The sequence below is a fragment of the Haloglomus salinum genome (assembly GCF_024298825.1).
GTDB classification, from domain to species: Archaea; Halobacteriota; Halobacteria; order Halobacteriales; family Haloarculaceae; genus Haloglomus; species Haloglomus salinum.
In genome coordinates this window covers 1,056,834-1,073,931 of sequence record NZ_CP101153.1, presented here as the reverse complement: position 1 = coordinate 1,073,931, position 17,098 = coordinate 1,056,834, and the positions used below count along the sequence as shown (strand labels likewise).

The window sequence follows — 17,098 nt, the reverse complement described above, 5'->3', positions numbered from 1 at the left end:
TGAGATGTTCCTCGTTTTGGGGCGAATCACGCCCCCACGATGAGCGGCCCCATCAGCACGCCCATCAGGTGTGACCGGCGTGCGCCGAGGCGAGCGGGCACCAGTCCCAGCCCCGCCGCGACGAGGAAGATGCCCACGCCGAGCACGCCCGCGAAGACGAAGGAGACGGCGGCGAGTCCCACGAGGACGGCGGCCGACAGCCGGGTGTAGTCGGCGTCACGGAGTCGTTCGAGATACCGGTCACCCAGTACCGGCACCAGACAGAAGCCGGCGACGGCCGCGAGGCCGGCGGCGGTCAGGAGCAACGGCAGGTTCAGCGGCGTCTTCGCCTCCTCCAGCGCGACCAGGACGCCGGTCCGCGGGGAGCCGAGCGCGACGAGCGCGAACAGGGCGAATATCGAGTTGGCGGTGTTGACGCCGCTCGTCGTGACGACGAACCCGCGGGCACCGCTGCCGCCGACCGCGAGCAGGGCGACCGTCGCCGCGACCGCGCTGGAGACGCCGGGGACGTAGCCGACGACGGCGCCGGCGAGCGCGCCGACGGCGCCGAGTCGGGCGACGGTCCGTGGCCCGGTCGCGACCGTCGTGTCGCCCTGCGGGGGCACGCCGCTCCCGCCGAGCGCGTCGACGAGGACGGGGGCGCCGAACAGGCCGGCGAACAGCGGCGTGAGGACGCCGCCGACGGCGAGCGGCGCGGCGGGGTCGATGTCGAGGGTGAGCCAGCCGAGTGCGCTGCTGGCGAGGAACGACCCGGCACCCACGAGCATCCGGAACGGGTCGCGCTCGGTGAGGACCAGGACGGCCGCGACGCCGCCGAGCACGAGCGGTAGGTGTGTACTGAGCGTCGGGTAGGCCGCGACCATCGCCCGCGTGACGGGGATGGCCAGCGGCACCGCGAGCAGGACGGCGAGGCCGCTCCCGAGCGCGGAGAGCCGGAGTGCCTCCCGGCCCCGCCCCTCGAGGACGAGCCGATGGCCCGGGAGCGCGGAGGCGGCCATCGCCGGGTCCGGCACGCCGAGTGCGAGCGCGGGCACCACGTCGAGGAACGTGTGGACCACGCCGGTCGCCAGCAGCGCCGCGCCGACGAGCCGCGGCGGGCCGGGGACCGCGGGCGCCACGGAAGCCAGCAGGAGCGCCATGTTGTTGGCGTGCAGCCCCGGCGTCAGCCCGCTGACCGTCCCGAGGAGGACCCCACCCGCCACGAACGCCAGCGCTGTCGCCGTCAGCGCCGGGTCGAGCAGGAACCGGATGCCGGCGAGGTCGACGGCCGCCCGGAGGGGGAACTGGCGCGGCGCCGGCGGCATGGGCGGAAGCACGGGGAGCACGGTGGGCCGTCTGGTCGCGTCACCCTACTTGAACTCTCGTGCCGAGCCCCGGATTCGAGGGTCGAACCACGTCGCCTAAGCGCGCCGAACCCCAACCGCGAGGTGATGAAGCGACGGACGTTCCTCGCGACGGCTGGTGCCGCCGCCTCGGTCGGCCTCGCGGGCTGTGGGTCGAGCGCGGCGCTCTCCGACGACTCCTACGACGTGGGGATGGTCCACAACGCCTTCCAGCCCGTCGAGTACGAGGTATCGGCCGGCGACACCGTCGTCTGGGGGAACGTCGGGAGCCGGGGTCACAGCGTCACGGCCTACGAGAGCCTCATCCCCGCGGACGCGACGTACTTCGCCTCCGGGGGCGCCGACTCCCAGCAGGAGGCGGTGGACGGGTGGCCGGGCGCCGGGAACATCCAGCCGGGAGAGACCTACTCGCACACCTTCGAGGTCCCCGGTGAGTACCAGTACTACTGCATCCCCCACGAGGCCGCCGGGATGAAGGGGACCATCGTCGTCACGGAGTAGCCACTGCGGGAGCGAAAAGAGAACGGAAACGTTCGGGTTCAGACCTCGACGTCGTCGTCCTCGACGGCGACGGCGGTCTCCTCCTCCTCGGCGACCTCCTCGGGGCGTGCCTCGAGGGTCATCTTCTGGACCTCGACCCGGCGGAGCGGGTAGATGGTCTTGGCCTCGGCGTAGATGGCCGAGGAGAGCTGGCCGTTGACGACCGCATCCACGAGTTCCTCGAAGGTCCGGTCCTCCGCGGCCTCGCGGGTCAGGTCGATCATCGTCCGGCGGATCGCCTTCTCCTGGGAGTGGTCGGCCTTCTTGGTCGTGAACGCCACCGGCTGGATCTGGACGCGGTAGTCGTCCGTCGACAGCACGGTCTCGTAGGTGGCGATCTTCGATGAGCCACGGCGGACCAGCGAGCGCAGGTAGTCTCGCGTGAGCTCGTGCCGGATGAACTCCGTGTACGCCGAGTCCGAGCCGACGTCGTTGATCTGGAACGTCAGCTTCGTATTGTTCTCGCTGGCGTCGTTCTCCAGTTCACCGAGGGTCGTCTCGATGGTGCGGTCGTAGAGCTGTTCGGGTTCGTCGGCGGGGGTGCGGCCGAGCTCCTGCCGGTCGAACTGCTCCGGCGCGAGCACGGTGTACCACCGCTTCTCCTGTTTCCGTCGGGAAACGCTTCGTTCGCTCATGTGTCGTGTGTGTCGTCTGTGGTGATGTCGCTGTCGTTCGGACCGTCCGATGCTGTCGCCTCGCGTACTGGGTCCACCGTCGCCGCCTCGCCCCGAGCGGTCGCCGCGACCTGCTCGGCCACCCGGAGGTTGACCACGTAGTCGTCGACGGTCGAGCGCAGGCCACCGGTCGTCGGGCGCTCGATGCGCGTGACGACACGGTCCTCGGTCACTGCGGTCCCCATCGCGTCCGTGTTGTCCGGCCGGACCGCTCGGGCGACGACCGTGGGGTCGTCGTGGCGCGTCCGGAGAGTGGCACGCTTGCGGACGCCGTCCGTGCCGTCGCCGGCAGCGTCGGTCCCGCTCATGCCAGTCCCTCCCGGAACGCGTCGAGGAGTCCCGTCGGGTCGCTCGTGTCCAGTCGGGCGTACGCCGTCTCGCCGCGTGCGTGGCTCGTGCCACCGTCGGACCCGTCCGGCGAGGCCTGCCCGCCGGACGGGCCGCCAGCCGCCGCGGTCGCCCGCAGCGGCTCGCCCACGTCGACGCCGTCGCCCGCAGCCGCGGCCTCCCCGTCACCGATGACGAGGACCGCGGGCTCGAGCGAGCGGAAGTCGCGAACCAGTCGTGCGACCGTCTCGACGGGGCCGGTCCGCGTGACCACCGCGACACAGCCGTCGTACCGACTGGTGTCGGCCGCCCGGACCGCGCTGTGGGCGTCGTTCGCGTGGCCGCGCCACGCGTCGAGCGCGGCGTCGCGGGCGTCGTGCCCGAGCGCCAGCGCGACGCCCGTGCCGGGCGCGCGGCGTGCCGTCGCGTCGAGTACGTCGGCGTACCCCTCGACCGTCGCGAACGGGCAGTGCGCGCCAGCGTGGGGCCGGAGCGCGCGCTCGACCGCGTCGGCCGCCCGCGGCGGCGCCTCGCCGGACCGGACGGCGTCGAACGCCAGCAGCGACGCCAGCCGGCGGCCGGCGTCCTCGCGGTCGTCGCCCGCTGCGGTGGCGTCGTCTGACGGCTCGACCGTCCACTCGGTCGGGAGGTCCCGCTCGGCCAGTGCCGCGCGGTACGCCTCCACGTCGCCCGAGTCGGGCGTGTGCGCCAGCGTCGTGTGCGCCAGCCCGTCGACGAGGTCCGCGGTCGGAACGCCGACGCCGGGCCGGCGGTCGCAGCCGGCGGCCCGTGCATCTTCAGCCAGCGTCGTCGGGTCGTCGCCCGGCACGGCGTCGGCCGCCAGCACGCCCGCGAGCGCGAGCGTCGGGTCGGCGGCGTCGGGCGCGAGTTTCCGGGCAGCCGCGTACGCCGCTGGACTCGCGGGGTGGCCGTCGAGCGCGACATCGCCGCCGGTCGCACCGACGGTCACCGTCGCGTCCGTGTCCGTGCCGTCGCCGAGTGTCTCGGCAGGGAACGGCCGGACGGAGGCCTGGAACGGGATGCCAACCGCCGAGAGCGCCCGTGCGAGGACACCCGTCGCGGCGAGCGCGTCGCCGTCGCTCGTCGCCACGAGCCGGACGAGGCCGGCTTCGCGGCAGGCGGCGGCGACGCTCTCACCGGGGGCGTGCCCGTCGGACGGGTCGGCAGCGGCCATGGGTGGAGTGGTCGGGTTACTCGGTGAGTTCCTTCGCGAACTCGTACGTGTACGTGAAGTCCGTGTCCAGCTCGTCACCGCGGTAGTAGTTGGCGAGCCGGCGGATCTTCGACTCCGTGTTCTGGAGCGCGCGCTTGTTCTGTGCGTCGCCGGGGTTCTCGTCCATGTGCTCGCGCAGGCGCACGGCGCGCTCGAGCAGGTTGTACAGGTCCTCCGGGACCTCGGGGGAGGCGTCGTGCTCCTCGAGGATTTCGGTGACCTTCTTGCCCGTGGCGAGTTTGACGTCGGGAATCGGCGTGCCCTGGACGCCCTCGTCGCGCAGCTTCATCCCGATCTGGGACGGGTCGTGCCCCTGCTCTGCGAGTTCGACGACGCGCTCCTCGATGGCGTCCTCGTCCACGTCGCTCCACTCCGGCGGTTCGTCGGTCGCGGGCTTGTCCGAACCGGACGAGCCGCGACGGCGGGTATGCATTCGTGCCATGTGTATACTCGTAGCTGTGTGATTGGAACCGCACGAGCCGCGTGCCCCCTCGGCGGACACCTCGGACGGTGTCGCCCGCGCGCCGACCGCGCGAGGGGCTGCGAGCGTGTGGCCGGGTGCGGCGAAGCGCCGCTGTCGGCCTGCACTTCCGCACTCCCAAGCCGCCCGAACGGGCGGCGAGTCGGATATGCGGCTGTGCTGTTCCCACCCGTGCTGGACTCCTCAGCGACTAAACGGTTTCCGTTGTCCCTCCCGCGTGCTACGCCGGGTCACGCGCTGTGGGATGACGATGGGTTTATGCCCGCGGCTGGACTCAGAAACGAGTACGCGGGCTCGTAGATCAGCGGTAGATCATCCCCCTGGCACGGGGAAGGCCCGGGGTTCAAATCCCCGCGAGTCCACTCACTCCTTCGTTCCCTCCTCCGCTTCCAGCAGCACCTGACCGGCGCCGAGCCGGCCGAACCTGCTGGTTATCCGTCTCTGGTCCGAACATCAGATATCACCGACCCGAATCGATCGCCCGAGCAGCTACTGCTCGCCGAACTCCGTCGCGATCTCTCCCTGGCGAGAGCCTATCTCGAGCGGGCGGTCGGCCTGGACTAGCTGGGCCGGCCACAGGTGCTCGCCGCGAGGCATCGTGCTGGACTACTCTCGCTCGAACACCCCGAGCAGCCCCGGCACCTCCATCGCGCGGGTCTCGAACGTGGCCTCGCGACAGGTCAGTTCGTGCCACCCGTCCGCGAACGCCTGGCGTACGTCCCCCGTCGACATCGGCACGGGACCGAAATCCGTCGGTGCGTCCGGGCCGAACCCGACGATGAACAGCCGCCCACCGGCCCGCAGGATGTCGGCGACCTGCTCGGCGTACGCGGCGTGTCCCTCGGCCTCGAAGGCGTGGAACAGGCCGCTGTCGAGCACCGTCCCGAACTCCCCGACGTCGGCGTCGAGGTCGAGCGCGTTCCCGACGCGGAACCGGACGTCGAGGTCATGGTCGGTCGCCCGGTCCCGTGCCCGCTCGATGCCTCGCTCGGAGATGTCGAGGCCGACGGCCGGGTGGCCCTGCTCGGCGGCCCACAGCGCGTGGGTTCCCGTTCCGCAGCCGATATCGAGCACCCGCCCCGAGAGCCCGTACTCCGCGACGGCGTCGACGAGTGCCGACTGGGGCGCACCGGTGTCCCACGGCATGTCATCCGAGTCGTAGCGCTCGTTCCACCAGGCTGCCGGCCCTTCACCATCCGATTCCGTGTTCCCTGGCACAATACTGTGGGCAGCGCCCACCGAGGTAAATCACTCGCCGCCGCGGGCGGACCGCCGGGCGGACTCGACCGAGGGCTAGATGGTGAGCCTCGTGTCCGCGCCGGACGCTAACTATCGAGCCCCAACCGCTACCCTCGAGTACCCGACAAGAGCGCGTATGGTGGGTTCAACAGCCAACAGTGACGTGCCGACCGTACTCGTCGTCGACGACGACCCAGATGTCGCGGCTGCCTACGAGATGTGGCTCGGCGAGTCCGCCGACGTGCGGACGGTACATGGCGCGGAGGCGGCGCTCGACACCCTCGACGAAACGGTCGATATCGTCTTGCTGGACCGGCACATGCCCGGTCGGTCCGGTGACGCCGTCGTGGCCGACATCCGCGACCGGCACCGCGCGTGTATGATCGCGGCCGTCTCGGCCGCCGCCCCCAGTATCGACGCGACGGGGCCGCCGTTCGACATGTACCTCCAGAAACCGGTCTCCCGGGCGGATCTCGTGACCGCCGTCGAGACGCTCCAAGAGCGGGCGTCGTACGGCCGGACGCTCCGGTCCCTCTGTGCGCTGGCCGAGAAGCGCGTCGCACTCCAGGAGACGAAGACGAAGGCACAGCTCCGCGAGAGCTCGGCCTTCGACCAGCTGGCGACGGAGATAGAGCTGTCCTGGGCCGAACTGGACACCGAACGCTTCGAGTCGGCCGAACTGCGGAGGCTCATCGCATGAGGAGGGTCGACGGATGAGCCCCATCGTTGCCGACGCGGTCGTCCAGGCACTGCTCGGCGGGTTCGCCGTGCTGGTCCTCCTGTCGACGTACCCGTTCGTCGCGACCGCCATCGCCTACCGCCGTCGCGACAACGGGCTCGCCTACATCCTGCTCCTGATGGGCATCAGCGTCTGGAACGCGATGCTCGCCGCACAGCTCCTCTCCCCCCAGCCGCTGGTGAAGGGGTTCTTCCTCTCGCTGTCGGTCGTCGGGTCGCTGCTCGCCGCGCTCGGCTGGTTCCTCTTCGCCTGCACCGCGAGCAGTACGCCGAACGTTCCGCGCAGACGGCTGCTGTACGGCGGCGCGGCCGTCCTCACGGGTGTCGACATGCTCCTGGCGATGACGGCGCCCGCTCACACCATCTACTGGGAGATCCCCGACCCCTTGACGCTGACGACCGGCTTCGCCGTCATCACGCCGAAGCTGGGGTACTGGCTCCACATCCAGCTGCTCGTGGTGCTGCTCGGCGGCGGGACGCTCCTGTTCGCCGCCGCGTGGGAGTGCGGAACCGATGTCCGGTTCACCCGGCTGTACACGGTCGCGGGGACCGCGACTGTCGCTGGCGTCCTCTGGAGCGCGGTCGCTGCCCCGGGCGGAACATCGGTTGCACCACTGCTGGCGGCATCGCTCAGTGCTATCGGGTGGTTCCAGGCCCAGCAGGTCTCCTGGTTCGTCGAACGGGAGTGGTCCGTCTGGAGAACGTTCAGTCAAGACTAGCTTCTTTACGTCCCTGTGTGCGCCCTTCTATCATGCACGGTCCGGCGAGTCCGGGCACGACCATCGTCCACGTCGGCTCTAGCGACCTCCCCGAGCAGCGTGTGAACGCTGCGGCCGAGCGGATATCGTTCGACGTGCACGATGCCGATTCGCGCGAGCGTGCGCTGGAACTCGTCAGGGAGGGTGTCGCCGAGGTGGTCGTCAGCCGGTACTCGCTGTCGGACGGCGATGGGCTTGAGTTCCTCCGTGCCGTTCGCGACGTGGATGCCGACATCCCGTTCGTGCTGGTCGCCACCGACGGCGACGAGCAGGTCGCGAGCGAGGCGGTCGCGGCCGGCGTGGACGGATATCTCCCGAGAGCCGACGTGAACGCCGTGGTCGAGCGTGTAACCGATATTCTCCAGTCCAGCGAGCCAGCCAGCGAGCCGGGGCCCAGCGAGGGCGAACGGCGCTACCGGAACCTGCTGGAGGCGTCACCGGCGCCCATCAACGTCTTCGACAGGACGGGCGAGATTCTCTACTCCAACCAGGCCGTCGCCGACCTGCTCGGTATCGACCACCCGGCCGACCTCGAGGGCGATTCGATATTCGACTACATCGAGGTCGCGGACCGCGAGGTCGCCCGGGCGGAACTGGCCAGCGTCATCGAGGAGGGGGAGACGGTCGGGCCGACACAGATGACGGTCTGCCCCGACGACGGGCCCTGCCGGGATATCCAGGTCGCCACGGCGCCCGGTGAGTTCCGCGGGGAACCGGTCGGACAGGCGGTCATCATCGACGTGACCGAACTCCGGGAGGCCGAGCGGGAGCTGCGGTCGGAGCGACGGTTCATCGAGAACGCGCTCGATACGCTGAACGACGGGTTCTACGTCGTCGACCCGGACGGGCGGCTCATCCGGTGGAACCGGGCGCTCGCCGAGACGACCGGCTACACCGATGCCGAACTCGACGGGATGTTCCTCGACCGGCTCATCGTCGGCCGGGACATCCCGGCCCTCGAATCCGGGCTGCAGACGGCGCTGGACGAGGGCCAGGACGCCCGGGAGCTGACGCTGGTGACGAAGGGCGGCGAGACGCTGCCGGTCGAGGCGCGGACCCGGCGGCTGACCGACGAGGCGGGGACCGTCATCGGTGCCGCTGGCATCGCCCGCGACATCGCCGAGCGCCGCGAACGGGAGCGACAGCTCACCGCCCAGCGCGAGCAGCTCTCGATGCTCGCACAGACCAACCGGCTGGTCAGGGAGATCAACGCGGCCCTCGTCACGGCGGAGTCCCGGGCGGAGGTGGAGTCGCTCGTCTGTGAGCGGCTCGCCGGAGCCGGGCCGTACCAGTTCGCCTGGATCGGGGCGCCCAACCGTGGTCACCAGCGGATTGTCCCGAGAGCGGCCGCGGGGACGGACGAGGGGTATCTGGACGCGATATCGATATCGCTCGACGACGAGCAGCGGGCCCCCGTCGTACGGGCGATACGGACGAACCAGGTCCAGACGAACGAGGTCACGGACGCGGCGTTCGAGCCCTGGCGCCAGGCAGCGCAGGCACGGGGCTTCGAGTCGGTCATCGCGATTCCGCTGAGCTTCCAGAACGCCCGCTACGGGGTGCTGGCGCTGTACTCGGGCCGCCGGAGCGACAACATCGAACTGGAGGAGGGAGTTCTCGGCGAACTCGGCGAGACGGTCGGGGCGGCGATCAACACCGCCGAGCGCAAGCGGGCGCTGCTCGCCGCGCCGGTCGTGGACCTCGAACTCGAACTCGCCGACGAGACCGAGTTCTTCAGCCGGTTCGCCGCGGCGCTGGACCGGGCCATCACGCTCGAGCGCATCACGCCCCGCGAGGACGGCAGGTCCACCATGTATCTCTCCGTGGCGTGCGGAGAGACCGACCGTGTCGATGCCGTCTGCGAGCGGTTCTCCTCCATCGACGACTGGGAGTGGGTCACTGGCGACCGTGAGACGCCGATTCTGAAACTCGGCACCACCGAGGACGGCGTCGTCGACAGGCTCGCGACACACGGGAGCGTCCTCGAATCCCTGTCGGCGACCCCCGAGCACTGCACGCTGACCGTGCAGGTCCCGGAGAGTACCGACGTGCGGGCGTTCGTGAAGATGCTGGACGACAGCTACGACACCGTGCGGATGCGGTCGCGCCAGCAGCGGACCGGCCGCTCACAGCCCGCGCTCGGGACGCAACTCGACGACCTGCTGACCGACCGCCAGCAGCAGATTCTGGAACTGGCCTACGACGGCGGGTACTTCGAGTCGCCCCGGGTGCAGACGGGACAGGACCTGGCTTCGGACCTGGGCATCGCCGGGCCGACCTTCCACACGCATCTCCGGGCCGCACAGCGGCACGTCTTCGGCGAACTCCTGTCGTCCGGGTCCCACTCGGAGTCGGAGTGACCGACCGGTAGCCGGCAACGTCGTCTCCACACCGGGCCGTTCTTCGCCCCGGTCTAGCTGGAAAGCCATCCGAGCGAACGGGGGTAACAGGCTAGTGCGCACGAGGATGGGTCGCCGAGCGGAAGGAAGCAGTGCAACATGAGTTTCCCAATCAAGACCTCGACCATCGCGGTCGGTCTGGTCGCGCTGGTGGTGGGTGGCGGACTCGCGGCGGCAGCGGTGACCATCTCCCAGGCCAATCCGAACGAAGTCGCTCCCGGTGAGGGGCAGGTCACGGGTTCGACCAACCTGTCCATCGACTCGCAGAGTCTCTCGTACTCCGGCGTCAACGCGACGGGCGTCACCGTCGATGTCAACAACACCGGCATGACCGACCACACGGGCGACGTTCACATCTCCATCAAGAAGTCGGACGGCACCATCGTGGACAGCAAGACCTACACCGGGAAGACGTTCACGCAGGATTCGGTGACATCGGTCACGTACGACTTCCCGAGCGAACTGCCGATAGATTCGTTCTCGAAACTGGAAGTCCTCGTCGAGGAGACCACCTGACGACGACGCTTCCGATACTGATTTTTGCGGTCTGACGCGGCTATCTCCCTCCTCGTCGAGCCCCGGGTTCAGTCCCGGTCCACGTGGACCGTCTCGAAGTGCGCGACCACGGCCTCGAACCGTGATTCGCCGGGGTCGGGCTGGACGACCGCACCGCAGAGGTCGCACGTCTCGGCGGCAGGGCCGGGACCGGTGTCCGAGACGGCGATCTCGTCCGCGCGGGTCTCTGTGGTCATGATACCGTAACAACGGCTGGAAACTGTGTATGGGTTGTGGCTTCGGTTGCCGGTGGGTTCTTTTACCGGGCACCATCTGGTGACGACGCCCGCGCTCACGGCTGCCCCACGTCGCGAGCGACGACGGGTCGGTCGAGTCCCCCCGCATCCGTCACCACTCAGACCGTCTCGGTGATGCCGCTCATGTCGACCCGCCCGCCGTCGCTCGTCTCGACCGAGCCGTCGCCGCCCATCGTCGAGCGGAGCGGGACGTCCTCGGGCCAGTGGCTGGTGAACGCGAACGGCTCCTGTTCGCGCAGCGCTGCGAGTGTCGCGTCCCTGGACGACTGCTCGTTCGAGCCGTCGGACCAGTGGGGCGAGGCCGACTGCGTGTACGGGCCGGCTCGCAGGCCGACGGTCATCTCGGGCGTGAGTGCCGAGCCCAGGAACAGCCCCGTCCCGCCGGTGACGATGTCGGCGTAGCCGTCCATCGACCGGACGAGTTCGACCTGGTCGGCCACGGTCGCCACGTCGTTGCGGGCGGTGGCCTCGGTGCCCCACCGCAGCCCCGTCACCGGCACGACGACGGTGCCCGTGAGCGCCTCCATCGTCGCCTTCAGCCGGTCGCGGTAGACGCCGACCTCCTGCGTGTATATCTGCGGGGCGTAGTAGGGGAGCCAGCCCTCCTCGGACCAGGTCGGCCAGTTGCGACCGCGGACGGCGTCGAACTCGGGGAGCCACGCGCCGTTGTACGAGAGGGCGTCGGTGGACTGGCTCGAGGTCCACCAGTCGTAGAGGGCCTCGGCGAAGGCGTCGGTGCCGTGGTTCTTCACCGGCAGCGCGAGGTCGTCCTCGAAGTACGGCTCTCTGGTGTCGTAGACGTGGTCCACGTAGTTCTCCGGATCGTCGTCGTAGACATCGGCGTAGTGGGTCCGGCAGCGGGGGCAGACGCACCGCTCGGCGTCGAGGTAGCCCGGTTCCTCGATGTGGAGCCCCGAGAGCATCGGATAGCGGTCGAACGCCCGTGCCAGCGTCTCGAGGGTCCACGCACGCGCGGCCGAGTTGTTCGCACAGAGTGCGTTGGCGTCGATGTCGGTCGAGTCGTCGTGGCCTGCCTCGTACTGCGACTTGCTGAGCGCCGCCCAGCCGGGGTCGCCTGGGGGGAGTACCTCTAGGTCGGGGTTGAACTCCGGGACGGGGAGTATCGAGCGCTTGTACCGGACGAACGGGTACCAGAGGTGGACCTCGATACCGCGCCGGGCGGCGCCGGCGATGAGTTCACCCAGCGGGTCCCAGCCCCGGTCCGGGTTCCAGAAGTCGTACTTCGGTGACTGCGCGTAGGCCGGTTCACCCAGCAGCGAGGCGAGGCCGTCGCTCTCTATCCAGGCGTAGATGGTGTTCAGCCCCGTCTCCTCGGCCCGGTTGAGGAACTGCGTCATCTTCAGCCGGCTGGACTCGACCGTCTGCCCGTCCCAGTACCACTTCGGCATCGTGTAGATGGCCCGGACCTCGCGGTCGCCCGTCGCGAGGGTGTCGTCGGTCGTGTGCCCGGCCTCCTCGCCGAGGGCGCTCGCCTGCCCGGCGAACCCTGCCGTCCCCACGGCGGCCGCGCCGCCCCTGATGAGTCGGCGTCGGGTCGGCGTCGCGTGATGGTGTCGAGAACTGTCTCCGGCCATAGAGATACCGGCTCTGTGGACGGACCACCTAAGTGGATTTTCTACGATTCTGGTGAATATCGAGTCAAATACCTGCTAATCGGATGCTGATGGCGAAGCATTCGACATGGGTGACTAGTAATTGCTATGTGTCCGTGTCCGAATGGGATGGGCCAGCGTCCCCGATTCCGCGGGTCCGGGTGGCCCAGGGACCGCGAGGCCGCCCGGCTCAGAACGAGTCGACGACGGGGATGCCCTCGGTCTCGAAGTCGGTCATCGCCGCGAGTTTGTCGCTGACGTCCTCCAGTCCGACGGTCTCGCTGACGACGGCGCCCGGGGTGATCTTGTCCGTCGCGACCATCCGGAAAATCTCGTCGTAGCGCGTCGGCGGCAGGCCCAGCGAGCCGACGAACTCGATCTCCTGCATCACCATCAGGTCCGAGGGGATGGAGAGGTCACCCTGCTCGGCCTCCGTGGTGAGGCCGATCTGGACGTGCGTGCCGCGCTTGCCCAGCCCGAGGATGGAGTTGCGGCAGGTCTCCTCGATGCCGAGCGCGTCGACGGAGACGTGGCAGCCGCCGTCGGAGATACCCTTTATCTCCCGTGGAACGCGCTCGGTCTCGCCGGCGTTGACCGTCTCGGTCGCGCCGAGCTCGGCGGCCTTCGAGAGCTTGTCGTCGTCGAGGTCGACCGCGACGACGTTCGCGCCGAGCGCGTCCGCGATGTGAACCGCCGAGAGGCCGACGCCGCCACAGCCGTGGACCGCGACCCAGTCGCCCGCGCTGACGGGCGCCTGGTGTGCCAGCCCGTGGAACGCGGTCATGAACCGACAGCCCAGTCCCGCCATATCGGTCGAGGAGACGCCCTCGGGCAGGTGGACGGCGTTGTGGTCGGCGTGGGGGACGTGCAGGAGTTCGGCGAACGCGCCGGGTGCGCTCTCGACGAATCCGAGCGGCGTGGTGTTGTCGCAGGTGTTCCCGTGGCCGGTGCGGCACTGCTCGCAGGTGCCGTCGCCGAGATTGAACGGGACCGCGATGTGGTCACCCTCGCGGACCTTCTCGACCTCCTCGCCGACGGCGACGACGTGGCCGGCGGGCTCGTGGCCGAGGATCTGTCCGGGCGACGTTTCGAGGCCGAGCCAGCCCCAGTCACCCTGCCAGCCGTGCCAGTCCGACCGGCAGATGCCACACGCCTCGATCTCGACGACGACGCCGTCCGGGTCCGGCTCCGGGGGGTCGACCTCGGTCACGTCCAGTGGTTCGCCGTGTTCTCGCAGGACTGCTGCACGCATGGCTACCCGGTTGGGTGTGAGTGACAAAGGGGTTCGGGTGGGGGCACGCTCATCCCCGACCGGCGTTCGGCCCCGTCCGTCGTGGTTGCTCCGCCAGACGTGGCCGCCCCGTCCGGGTCGTTGCGGGGGGTGCCCCCCGATATAGACGGTCCGGGGGGTGGTGGTCGGTCCCCTGTTTATTTCCGGTGGCCAACGACGAGTAATGCTGCACACGGGGGACGCCGGCCGTGGGGACGAGAGCGGGGACGCCGGCCGGGCTCAGGCATCGGTACTCGGGGTCGCGCTGTTGCTGGGTATCACGGCGCTCGGCGTCACGCTGGTGGTCGTTATCGGCGCGGCCGGACTGAACGACATCGAGGGGACCATCGAGCAGGGGCAGGCCGAGACGGCGCTCACGCAGCTCGACGCGAAGGCGGCACGGGTCGCGCTGGGTGACAGCCAGGTCCAGACGGTCCCCCTCACCCGGAGCGGTCGCGGGGGTGCACTCACCGCGGCGGCGACGGGTCGCATCGTCGTCGAGGCCCAGGACGGGACCGAGTACCTCAACCAGACGCTCGGGACCGTCACGCGGGAGACGAGCGACCAGGTCGTCGCCTACCAGGGTGGCGGCGTCTGGCGCGGCACGGGCAACGCGAGCCGGATGATATCGCCGCCCGAATTCCACTACCGGGCGGGGACGCTCACGCTCCCCCTCGTCGCCGCCAACCCGGCCGACGCCGGGACCGGCGAGGAGGTCACCCTCCAGGCGGCCGGCTCCCGGCAGGGGCTCGGTCCGGGCGTCGTCCGGGAGCAGATTCTCACGGTCAGCATCACCAGCGACCACTACGTCGCCTGGGCGGACTACTTCCGCGACCGCATCGACGGCGTCTCCGTCACGGTCCACCACAACAACCGGACCGTCGAGGCGGACCTCGCTCGCCTCGACCTCGATGGAACGTACCGCGACGGTCTCGTCGCCGACGGCGATATCGGCGTGGAGACCCCGAAGACCGTCGATACGGCCGTCGTCTCGGCGGGGAGCGTGAGCGACAAGCACGGGAGCATCGAGTGTGCCGCCGGGAGCGGTTCGGACTGCATCACCACGAACACCGACACGCGGTGGATGGCCCTCGACGCCGGCATCGAGGTCCTCCTCGACAACGCCGAGGACGACCACCCGGACGCGAACATCGCCGGCGACACGACGCTCACCTCGGGAGCGTACTACAGCGAGGGGGTCGGTCTCAGCGGCGACACCCTCTCCCTCGATCTCTCCTCGGGCAACGTCACGCTGTTCGTCGACGGGAACATCGGGCTGGACGGTGGGAAGATTGCCGTCGAGAACGGCCAGGACACGAACCACTACGCCCGAATCTACACGAACGGGGATGTCGCGATGGCGACCGGGCAGGCCGAGGTGAGCGTCGACTCGGGGAACGCCAGCCGCTTCCAGCTGTACGGAACCTCTGAGATGCACTTCGCGATGGGGCAGAGCAAGGGGTTCACGGGTGCGGTGTACGCCCCCCGCCAGGCGCCCGCCGAGGGGTCGAACGAGGCGGTCGGGGAGTACGGACTCACCTCGGCCACCTCGGCCTGCCCGACCGATGTCGATGTCTGCGTGGGCCAGGGGAGCGGCGATGTACACGGCGCCATCATCGGCGGCCCGACCAGCATCCAGCAGGGGACGAGCTTCGACTACGGCGAGGGGCTCCGGAAGGTCGAGCCGCGGTTCCCCGCGGGGACGGCGCTTCCGCCGCCGGTCACGTACCTGCACATCTCGGTCAACCGCATCGATGTCGACGGGGCCAGCGCCACACAGGGGACGGTGACGCTCCCGGGGCGGACCATCATCGCGGACCTCGCCGTCTCCGAACGGAGCGATGGCGACGAGTACCGGTTCGATGCCAGCGGCACGACGGAGGCCGACCGGGTCGACGAGTACCACTGGGACTTCGACGCCGACGGCTCTCGCGACCGGACGACGACCGGCCCGACCACGACGGTCGCGTGCGACGCCGGGGTGATCGACTGCGACAGCCTCCCGGACGAGTCCAGCGTGACGGCCGTCGACACGAGCGAGAGCGAGTCCGAGACCGCGACCGCGGACTACCCCGCCTCGAGCCCCGGTCCCGGCGGCAACAACGCCCCGACCGTCGACTCGTTCTCGGTAACGGACAACAGCGAGTGCTCGGACGTCAACCCCGGGAACGGGAACGGGGGCTGCAAGAACAAGGCCGCGACGGACCACGCCGAGTTCGAGATCTCCTGGGGCGCCTCCGACGCCGACGGCGACCTCAACTCGGTGACCGTCGAGGTCCGGCGGGACGGGAGCCTCGTCCAGACCTACAGCTCCTACAGCGGGACCGAGACGTACCATCGGGAGGGCGCGTATGGGGACGCGTACTCGTTCACGGTCGTCGCCGAGGACGCCGCGGGCAACAGCGACAGTGACACCATCGACGACCCGGCTGCGGACGGGAGCGACCCGTAGCGGGCCGTGGATTCCCGACCCCCCGTCTCAGCCGTCGAACGCCGGGAGCATCGCGATGTCGTTCCACGCGGCCGCCTCGTGGCGCGCGCGCATCGCCTCGACGTACTCCTCGTCCTGCATGAACGCGTAGGCGTCGGCCTCGGACGGGAACTCGATGATGACCGTCCAGTTGCCGTCCCACTCCCCCTCCAGTTCCTCGGCCGCCTCGCTCGCCACCAGCACCTCGCCGCCGTGTGCGGTGATGCGTTCGAGCGTCTTCGGGAGGTAGTCGGACTCGTAGGTGTCCCAGTCCTCGACCTGGATCTGTGCGACGATGTAGACGGTCCCGTTCTCGCTTTCGTCTTCGCTTTCGTTCTCGTTCTCGTTCATCGGTCCGTCAGCGGACGGAGCGGATATAAAATCGCGGGGGCGGCCGGGTGGGGTCGCGTTAACTTAGAGAAAGAGGCGTTCGAGTTCGAAGTGTTCATCGACGAATTCGAACGCCTCAGCGGCCGTGCTAGCTGGATTGACTTAGAATTCATCGAGCGGACCCCCCGCGAAATCGTCGAAGTGGGTATTCACCTCCACGTCGCGAGACTATCACTTTCGAATACCAAACGGGTTCTCGAGAGGTTGGGTGTCGAACGGAGCCGCACCGCCATTCACAACTGGGTGCAGAAGGCCGACCTACAGCCCAACTGCGGCGGCTCGCCGAATCACGTCGCGGTGGACGAAACCGTGATTCAGGTCAACGACGAACGGCACTGGCTGTTCGCCGCCGTCGATTCAGCGACGAACGAAATCCTCCACGCACGGCTGTTTCGGTCGCGAACCACGCAACTCACCGTGCTGTTCGTGCGTGAACTCCGCGAACAACAGCAGGTCGAGCAGGCCACGTTCCTCGTCGATGCTGCGCCGACACTCGCTAGCGTCCTTGAGCGACTCGGCTTGCGATTTCACACGGTTCGCCACGGAAATCGGAACAGCGCTGCACGTATCTTTAGGGGGGTAAAACGGCGAATATCTTTGTTCTCCAATACGTTCAGCAACGCGTCGCTACGCTCAGCTGAGTCGTGGCTGCAAACCTTCGCCGTCTGGTGGAATCGATGCCAAACTTACCACGACCCAACGATTCGGGTCCTCTGGTCCTCCTCGAACGGCGGCGACACGGCCACGCTCGGCAAGTGGACCGGCCCGAACGCGTAGAGCTGTAACCAACCCTTCCTGCGTTCGTTCCCC

General features: G+C 69.2%; 16 protein-coding genes, 1 tRNA gene and 1 pseudogene. 8 read left to right on the top strand and 10 right to left on the bottom strand.

Annotated features, from left to right (window positions below):
* Positions 1 to 26: 26 nt before the first annotated feature.
* Positions 27 to 1,304, bottom strand: a complete 1,278-nt coding sequence (locus NL115_RS05250) for a tripartite tricarboxylate transporter permease (protein WP_254832148.1) — start codon at positions 1,302 to 1,304, stop codon at positions 27 to 29.
* Between the two features lie 126 nt (positions 1,305 to 1,430).
* Here NL115_RS05250 and NL115_RS05245 point away from each other — a divergent pair, with 126 nt between their 5' ends.
* Positions 1,431 to 1,844: a plastocyanin/azurin family copper-binding protein gene (locus NL115_RS05245; protein ID WP_254832147.1), complete on the top strand. Its 414-nt coding sequence runs from the start codon at positions 1,431 to 1,433 to the stop codon at positions 1,842 to 1,844.
* Between the two features lie 38 nt (positions 1,845 to 1,882).
* Here the strand turns inward: NL115_RS05245 and NL115_RS05240 are convergent, their stop codons facing one another.
* From NL115_RS05240 to NL115_RS05225, 4 genes are read right to left on the bottom strand one after another with little or no spacing between them, the layout of a single operon-like run.
* Positions 1,883 to 2,518: a 30S ribosomal protein S3ae gene (locus NL115_RS05240; protein WP_254832146.1), complete on the bottom strand. Its 636-nt coding sequence runs from the start codon at positions 2,516 to 2,518 to the stop codon at positions 1,883 to 1,885.
* The gene (locus tag NL115_RS05235) at positions 2,515 to 2,865 is read right to left on the bottom strand and encodes a KEOPS complex subunit Pcc1 (protein ID WP_254832145.1); all 351 of its coding nucleotides are present in this window, start codon (positions 2,863 to 2,865) and stop codon (positions 2,515 to 2,517) included. Before NL115_RS05235 ends, NL115_RS05240 begins: the two co-directional genes overlap by 4 nt.
* Positions 2,862 to 4,079 carry an exonuclease RecJ gene (locus tag NL115_RS05230; protein ID WP_254832144.1) on the bottom strand — a complete coding sequence of 406 codons (1,218 nt, stop codon included), beginning with the start codon at positions 4,077 to 4,079 and terminating at the stop codon, positions 2,862 to 2,864. The genes NL115_RS05235 and NL115_RS05230 overlap by 4 nt, the downstream gene beginning before the upstream one ends.
* A 16-nt stretch (positions 4,080 to 4,095) precedes the next feature.
* Positions 4,096 to 4,560 (bottom strand): 30S ribosomal protein S15, encoded by a 465-nt coding sequence (locus NL115_RS05225; RefSeq protein WP_254832143.1) that lies wholly within the window; start codon positions 4,558 to 4,560, stop codon positions 4,096 to 4,098.
* 329 nt (positions 4,561 to 4,889) lie between these two features.
* Here NL115_RS05225 and NL115_RS05220 point away from each other — a divergent pair.
* Positions 4,890 to 4,961, top strand: a tRNA-Ala gene (locus NL115_RS05220).
* 244 nt (positions 4,962 to 5,205) lie between these two features.
* Here NL115_RS05220 and NL115_RS05215 read toward each other — a convergent pair.
* Positions 5,206 to 5,817, bottom strand: a complete 612-nt coding sequence (locus tag NL115_RS05215) for a class I SAM-dependent methyltransferase (RefSeq protein ID WP_254832142.1) — start codon at positions 5,815 to 5,817, stop codon at positions 5,206 to 5,208.
* Positions 5,818 to 5,974: 157 nt separating this feature from the next.
* Here NL115_RS05215 and NL115_RS05210 point away from each other — a divergent pair, with 157 nt between their 5' ends.
* The 4 genes from NL115_RS05210 to NL115_RS05195 all read left to right on the top strand — a co-directional run bounded on the left by NL115_RS05210 (position 5,975) and on the right by NL115_RS05195 (position 10,249).
* Complete coding sequence (locus tag NL115_RS05210; RefSeq protein WP_254832141.1) at positions 5,975 to 6,538, top strand: response regulator; 564 nt, start codon at positions 5,975 to 5,977, stop codon at positions 6,536 to 6,538.
* Between the two features lie 13 nt (positions 6,539 to 6,551).
* Positions 6,552 to 7,295 (top strand): histidine kinase N-terminal 7TM domain-containing protein, encoded by a 744-nt coding sequence (locus NL115_RS05205; protein WP_254832140.1) that lies wholly within the window; start codon positions 6,552 to 6,554, stop codon positions 7,293 to 7,295.
* 32 nt (positions 7,296 to 7,327) lie between these two features.
* Positions 7,328 to 9,694 carry a PAS domain S-box protein gene (locus NL115_RS05200; RefSeq protein ID WP_254832139.1) on the top strand — a complete coding sequence of 789 codons (2,367 nt, stop codon included), beginning with the start codon at positions 7,328 to 7,330 and terminating at the stop codon, positions 9,692 to 9,694.
* A 138-nt stretch (positions 9,695 to 9,832) separates the two neighbouring features.
* Positions 9,833 to 10,249 carry a hypothetical protein gene (locus tag NL115_RS05195; protein ID WP_254832138.1) on the top strand — a complete coding sequence of 139 codons (417 nt, stop codon included), beginning with the start codon at positions 9,833 to 9,835 and terminating at the stop codon, positions 10,247 to 10,249.
* Positions 10,250 to 10,317: 68 nt separating this feature from the next.
* Here the strand turns inward: NL115_RS05195 and NL115_RS05190 are convergent, their stop codons facing one another.
* The 3 genes from NL115_RS05190 to NL115_RS05180 form a co-directional block, all read right to left on the bottom strand.
* Entirely contained in the window at positions 10,318 to 10,485 is a 168-nt protein-coding gene (locus NL115_RS05190) for a hypothetical protein (RefSeq protein WP_254832137.1), read from the bottom strand.
* A gap of 158 nt (positions 10,486 to 10,643) precedes the next feature.
* Positions 10,644 to 12,140 (bottom strand): glycoside hydrolase family protein, encoded by a 1,497-nt coding sequence (locus tag NL115_RS05185; RefSeq protein WP_254832136.1) that lies wholly within the window; start codon positions 12,138 to 12,140, stop codon positions 10,644 to 10,646.
* 208 nt (positions 12,141 to 12,348) lie between these two features.
* Complete coding sequence (locus NL115_RS05180; protein WP_254832135.1) at positions 12,349 to 13,410, bottom strand: zinc-dependent alcohol dehydrogenase family protein; 1,062 nt, start codon at positions 13,408 to 13,410, stop codon at positions 12,349 to 12,351.
* Between the two features lie 202 nt (positions 13,411 to 13,612).
* Between NL115_RS05180 and NL115_RS05175 the strand changes: the two genes are divergently transcribed.
* Complete coding sequence (locus NL115_RS05175; protein WP_254832134.1) at positions 13,613 to 15,880, top strand: DUF7289 family protein; 2,268 nt, start codon at positions 13,613 to 13,615, stop codon at positions 15,878 to 15,880.
* Between the two features lie 27 nt (positions 15,881 to 15,907).
* Here the strand turns inward: NL115_RS05175 and NL115_RS05170 are convergent, their stop codons facing one another.
* A complete protein-coding gene (locus NL115_RS05170; protein ID WP_254832133.1) occupies positions 15,908 to 16,249 on the bottom strand; it encodes a DUF1330 domain-containing protein in 342 nt (113 codons plus the stop codon).
* A gap of 96 nt (positions 16,250 to 16,345) precedes the next feature.
* Here NL115_RS05170 and NL115_RS05165 point away from each other — a divergent pair.
* Positions 16,346 to 16,966 (top strand): annotated as a pseudogene (locus NL115_RS05165) (IS6 family transposase); the annotation flags it as partial.
* Between the last annotated feature and the right edge of the window lie 132 nt (positions 16,967 to 17,098).